Source organism: Streptomyces spiramenti (genome assembly GCF_012034385.1).
Classification (GTDB): domain Bacteria; phylum Actinomycetota; class Actinomycetes; order Streptomycetales; family Streptomycetaceae; genus Streptomyces; species Streptomyces spiramenti.
The window spans coordinates 1-4,906 of sequence record NZ_JAAVJB010000305.1; the positions used below are offsets into that span (position 1 = coordinate 1).

4 protein-coding genes are annotated in these 4,906 nt (G+C 71.0%); all 4 read right to left on the reverse strand.

Features of this window, described 5'->3' with window-relative positions; genetic code table 11:
• The coding region (locus HCJ92_RS22130) for a sensor histidine kinase (RefSeq protein WP_245241128.1) at positions 1-1,151 on the reverse strand (1,151 nt) is incomplete at its 3' end.
• Positions 1,152-1,331: 180 nt separating this feature from the next.
• Positions 1,332-2,732, reverse strand: coding sequence for an ABC transporter substrate-binding protein (locus HCJ92_RS22135; protein ID WP_167935382.1), 1,401 nt, complete (start codon positions 2,730-2,732; stop codon positions 1,332-1,334).
• A gap of 217 nt (positions 2,733-2,949) precedes the next feature.
• Complete coding sequence (locus HCJ92_RS22140) at positions 2,950-3,768, reverse strand: carbohydrate ABC transporter permease (RefSeq protein WP_167935383.1); 819 nt, start codon at positions 3,766-3,768, stop codon at positions 2,950-2,952.
• The gene (locus HCJ92_RS22145; RefSeq protein WP_338054322.1) at positions 3,765-4,742 is read right to left on the reverse strand and encodes a carbohydrate ABC transporter permease; all 978 of its coding nucleotides are present in this window, start codon (positions 4,740-4,742) and stop codon (positions 3,765-3,767) included. Before HCJ92_RS22145 ends, HCJ92_RS22140 begins: the two co-directional genes overlap by 4 nt.
• Between the last annotated feature and the right edge of the window lie 164 nt (positions 4,743-4,906).

Consider the following 4,906-nt stretch of genomic DNA (forward strand, 5'->3'; position numbering starts at 1 on the left):
GCCAGGGGCCGCGCGGGCGCCGCGTCCGGACCGGGCCTCGGGGGCCGCGCGCCCGGCCGGGACCGCCCCGACCGCAGTCCGCCCGCCGCCTGCACCCCGCGCATGAAGCGGGGCACCCGGATGACGACCTTGGTGCCGAGGCCGGGCGCGGTCTCGATGACCAGGCCGTACTCGGGTCCGTAGACGGTGCGCAGCCGCCGGTCCACGTTGGCGAGGCCGACACCGGCGCCGGCCTCCTCGGTGACGGGACGCTGCCAGGCTCCCGCGAGGATGGCCTGCGCCTGGTCGGGATCCATGCCGACACCGTCGTCCTCGATGACGATGACGCACAGTGGTCCCTCGCCGAACCCGGAGACGGTGACGGTGCCGGGCCCGGGGCGGGGTTCGAGGCCGTGGCGGACGGCGTTCTCGACGATGGGCTGGACGACGAGGAACGGCAGTGCCACCGGCAGGATCTCCGGCGCCATGCGGACGGTGATCTCCATGCGGTCGTCGAACCGGGCGCGCTGGAGCTCCAGGTAGGTCTGGGTGGCCTGGAGCTCGGCGGCGACCGTCGCGTAGTCGCCCTGGTGGGAGAAGCTGTAGCGCAGGTAGTCGGCGAAGTCGTTGAGCAGTGTCCGGGCACGGGGCGGGTCGGCCTTGATGCGCGCGGCGATCACGGCGAGCGCGTTGTGCAGGAAGTGCGGCGAGATCTGCGCCCGCAGGGTGCGCAGTTCGGCCTGGGCTATGCGGGCCCGGGCGCGGCGCAGCGCGGAGTGGTCGAGGCAGCGGGTGACGAGGCGGCCGGCCGCCTCCAGGTCGCTGTCGCCGGCGCCGGTGGCTGCCAGCGCCCCGGTGAGCTCTCCGTCGACCAGCAGCGGCACGGCCGTCCACTGGGCGTGCCGGGCGGTGGCGCCGTGCTCGAAGGTGCGGGCGAGAACGGCTGCCAGTTCCTCGGTGTCGGGTACGCGGCCGGATATGGCCAGGGGTTGTTCGAGGTCGGCCAGGACGACGGTGTCCGCGTGGAGCAGGGTGCGGAGGCGGCGGGTGGCGGCCGGGGTGCCGCGTCCGCGCAGGCCGTCGCCGAGGTGCTCACCGATCTCGTGGACGGCGTCGAGCACCGCGGTGGTATCCCCCACGGTGGAGGTGCGTCGTCGCATCCGGAGCGGCATGGCCGGACCTTAGCCCAGCGGTGGCGCCCGCTGTAGGGTCCGCGCACGTCGACACGGCGACCGTTCCTCACCGGTACCGGCCCCTGCCGGGGTGCGAGGGGCCGGTACGGCTGGGGCGGCCGTGCGGCGGCGGCCCCCGGTTCGCCCGGGGGGTCGCCGCCGTTGGGTTGGGCCGGTCGATCAGCCGACGGACTCGTTGTACTCGTCGATCTTGCGCTGCAGGGACTCCTTGGAGCGGGTCAGCGCGGCCTCGGGGGTGTCGTCGGTGGTCAGCGCGGCCTCCCAGCCCTCCTCGGCGGCGACCCGGGCGTCGGACATGACGCCCATCATGCAGCCGGCGGTGTTGACGCTGGTCTCGGAGTCGGCCAGCTGGGCCGCGGCGACGGCGAACTGCGGGAACTCCTCGGCGCGTTCCTTGGCCTCGGGGCCGTCGTAGCCCTCGGTGTTGACCGAGAGGTAGCCGGTGCCCGCGTGCCACGTGGACTGCGATTCGGGGGTGAGGAGGTGCTTCACGAACTCCCAGGAGCCGCGCACCTCTTCCTGGCTGTGGCCCTCGCCGTTGATCCACAGCGAGGCGCCGCCGATGATCGAGCCGCCCGGGTCGTCGGAGGAGACCAGCGGGAAGTAGCCGGCTCCGACCTCGAAGTCGGACTGCTCCAGGAAGCCGCCGAGCGATCCGGTCGACTCCAGGGTCATCGCGGCGCGGCCGGCGGTGAAGGCGGCCTGGGCGTCGTCGTAGGAGCGGCCGATCTGGACGGCGAGGCCGTCGTCGATCATCGACTGCCACCACTCGACGACCTCGACGATCTTCGGGTCGTTGAACAGCGCCTCCTGCGCGCGGCCCTCGCGGCCGTTGCCGTTGTCGCAGTACGGGACCGCGGCACGGGCCATGAACTGCTCGATGAACCAGCCGTAGACGGCGGCGCCGAAGCCGTACCGCTCGACCTGTCCGTCCTCGCTGGTGACGGTCAGCGCCTCGGCGTACTCGCGGATCTCGGCGAGGTCCTTGGGCGGGTTGTCGGGGTCGAGGCCGGCCTCCTCGAACGCGTCCCGGTTGATGTACATCAGCGGGGTCGAGTTGTTGAAGGGGAAGGAGCGGAGATCACCGTCGACGGTGAAGTAGTTGAGGAGGGCGTCCTCCAGCGAGCCGGTGTCGTACTCGTCCTTGTCGATGAACGCCTGGGCGGGCACGGTCTGCTGGGAGTCGATCATGAACTGGGTGCCGAGGTCGTAGACCATGATCAGGTTGGCGGTGTCGCCCTGCTGGATGGCAGCGCGGTGCTGGGCCAGGGTGGTGTCGTAGTCGCCCTGGAAGGTGCCGGTGACGCGGACCCGGCCCTCGTTGTCGGCGTTGAAATCGTCGATCAGGCCGTTGAGGACCTGGCCGTTGGTGGAATCCATGCTGTGCCAGAACTCGACCTCGACAGCCTCGTCGAGGTCGTCGAGGACCTCGGCACCGGGGACCTCGGAGGCCGAGGCTCCGCCTCCTCCCCCGCCGTTGTCGTCGGAGGAGCAGGCGCTGAGGAGCAGGGCTATCGAGGCACCGGCGGCGACTGCGGCGGAGCGTCTGCGGAGCGTCATGGTGGCGTGTTCCGTTTCTCGTGGTCGTGCCGTGGCGTCCCCGGGACGGTTGGCGCGGGGACGGGTGCGGGCGCGTCGGGGCGCGCCTCGCGGTGGTGTCGCGCGCGTGGTCACGCGCGGGTCGTGGCGTACGTGTGGCGTCGTACCGGTGGTGCCGGGTCGGCGGGCGCGGCCGGGCCGCGGAGGCGGGGGCCGCGGTGACGGCGGCCCGGCGCGGTCACTTCACGGCGCCCGCCGTGAGGCCGCGGACGATGAAGCGCTGCCCGAAGATGACCAGCGCGAGGGTCGGCAGCACCGACAGCGCGGCGCCCGCCAGCCAGAGCCCGGGGTTGGCGGACTCGGCGTTCTTGAGGCTGTTGAGGCCGATCTGGAGCGTCTGCATGTCGGTGGTGCGGGTCATGATCAGCGGCCAGAAGTACATGTTCCAGGAGCTGATGAAGACGTAGACGCCGACCGCGCTGAGCGCCGGTTTGCTGAGCGGCAGCAGGACCGTCCACAGGAACCGCAGGTGCCCCATGCCGTCCACCCGTGCCGCGTCGCGCAGTTCGAGGGGGAACTGCTTGAAGCTCTGGCGCAGCAGGAAGGTGCCGAAGGCGTAGGCGAGGAACGGCAGGACCAGCCCCAGGTAGCTGTTGTGCATCCCCCAGTCGGAGAGCGTCAGGTAGTTGGGGATGAAGGTCGCCTCGCCCGGCACCATCAGGGTGGAGAGGAACAGCGCGAAGACGACGGCGCTGCCCCGGAAGCGGAGGAAGACGAAGGCGTAGGCCGCCAGTACCGACGTCAGCAGCTGGGCGACGGTGATGATGCCCGCCATGATCAGCGAGTTGGCGTACATCCGCATCAGCGGGACGGCGTCGAGCACCCGCTGGATGTTGTCCAGGTGCAAGCCGGTGGGGACGAGTTGCGGCGGGAACCTCGACAGCTCCCGCGGCTCCATGAACGTGCCGGCGATGACGTAGTAGACCGGGAAGAGCACCGGGACCAGCGCCAGGAGCAGCACCACGTAGACCAGCACGCGGCCGAGCGTGACCCTCATGAGTAGTGCACCTTCCGTTCGATGACGCCGAACTGGACCGCGGTGCAGATCAGCACCATCAGCAGCAGCACGAGGGCCTGCGCGCTGGCGCGGCCGAAGTCACTGGTGCCGTGGGCGAAGGCCAGCTGGTAGATGGAGTAGACGAGGGTGGTGGTGGACCCGACCGGCCCGCCCTGGGTGAGGATGTGGATCTGCCCGAACCCCTGGAGCGCGTTGATCGTCGAGATGACGATCAGGAAGAACAGCTGGGGGCCGAGGAGCGGGACGGTGATGTACCAGGCGCGTCGGGCGCCCGACGCGCCGTCGAGCAGCGCCGCCTCGTTGACCTCGCGGGGGATGGACCCGACACCGGCGGCGAGGATCAGTACGCCGTAGCCGAGGTTCATCCAGACGGTGGTGAGGCAGATCGAGATCAGCGCCATGTCGGTGCTGGTCAGCCAGGCGACCTGCCCGAGTCCCAGTTGGTAGAGCAGACCGTTGAGCACGCCGCTGGCGGGGTTGTAGAAGACCGCGAAGATGACCGACGCGCTCGCGACGGAGAACGCGAACGGCAGGGCGAAGGCGCTGCGGAAGAACCGCTGCGCGCGCACCTGCGACTCCAGTAGCAGGACGACGGCGAGGGCGCCGAGGGCGCCGGGTATGACGACGCCGAGGGTGAACAGCGCGGTGACGACGAGGACTTTGCCGAAGTCCGCGGAGAACATCTCCTGGAAGTGGCTCAGCCCGACGAACCGGGAAGGGCGCCCGATGATGTCGTTGCCGTGCATCGACAGGTACACGGTGCGGCCGAGCGGATACAGCAGGAAGAGCGTGAAGACGGCGATCGAGGGGGCGAGGAACCCCCAGGCGAGCAGGGTTTCCCGGCGGGCTCCCGGAGCGCGGTCCGCGCTCGGAGTCGGCCGCCGGCGGGCGGACGGGGCCGGGTCGGCGGCGGCATCCGCGCCGGTCACGGCCTCGTTTGTTGATGTGGGCACGGCAGGCAGCATGTACAGCCAAGGTGAAGCCGTCAATCCCCTGAGGAGAATCGGGCACCAACTCTGTTCACACCGCCGGTGTTCCGCCCTCGCGCCGCCGCGCCGCGCGAGCGGGAGGCACGCGCAACCGGCCGCCCCGGGCCCGGGGAGGGGGGCCCGGGGAC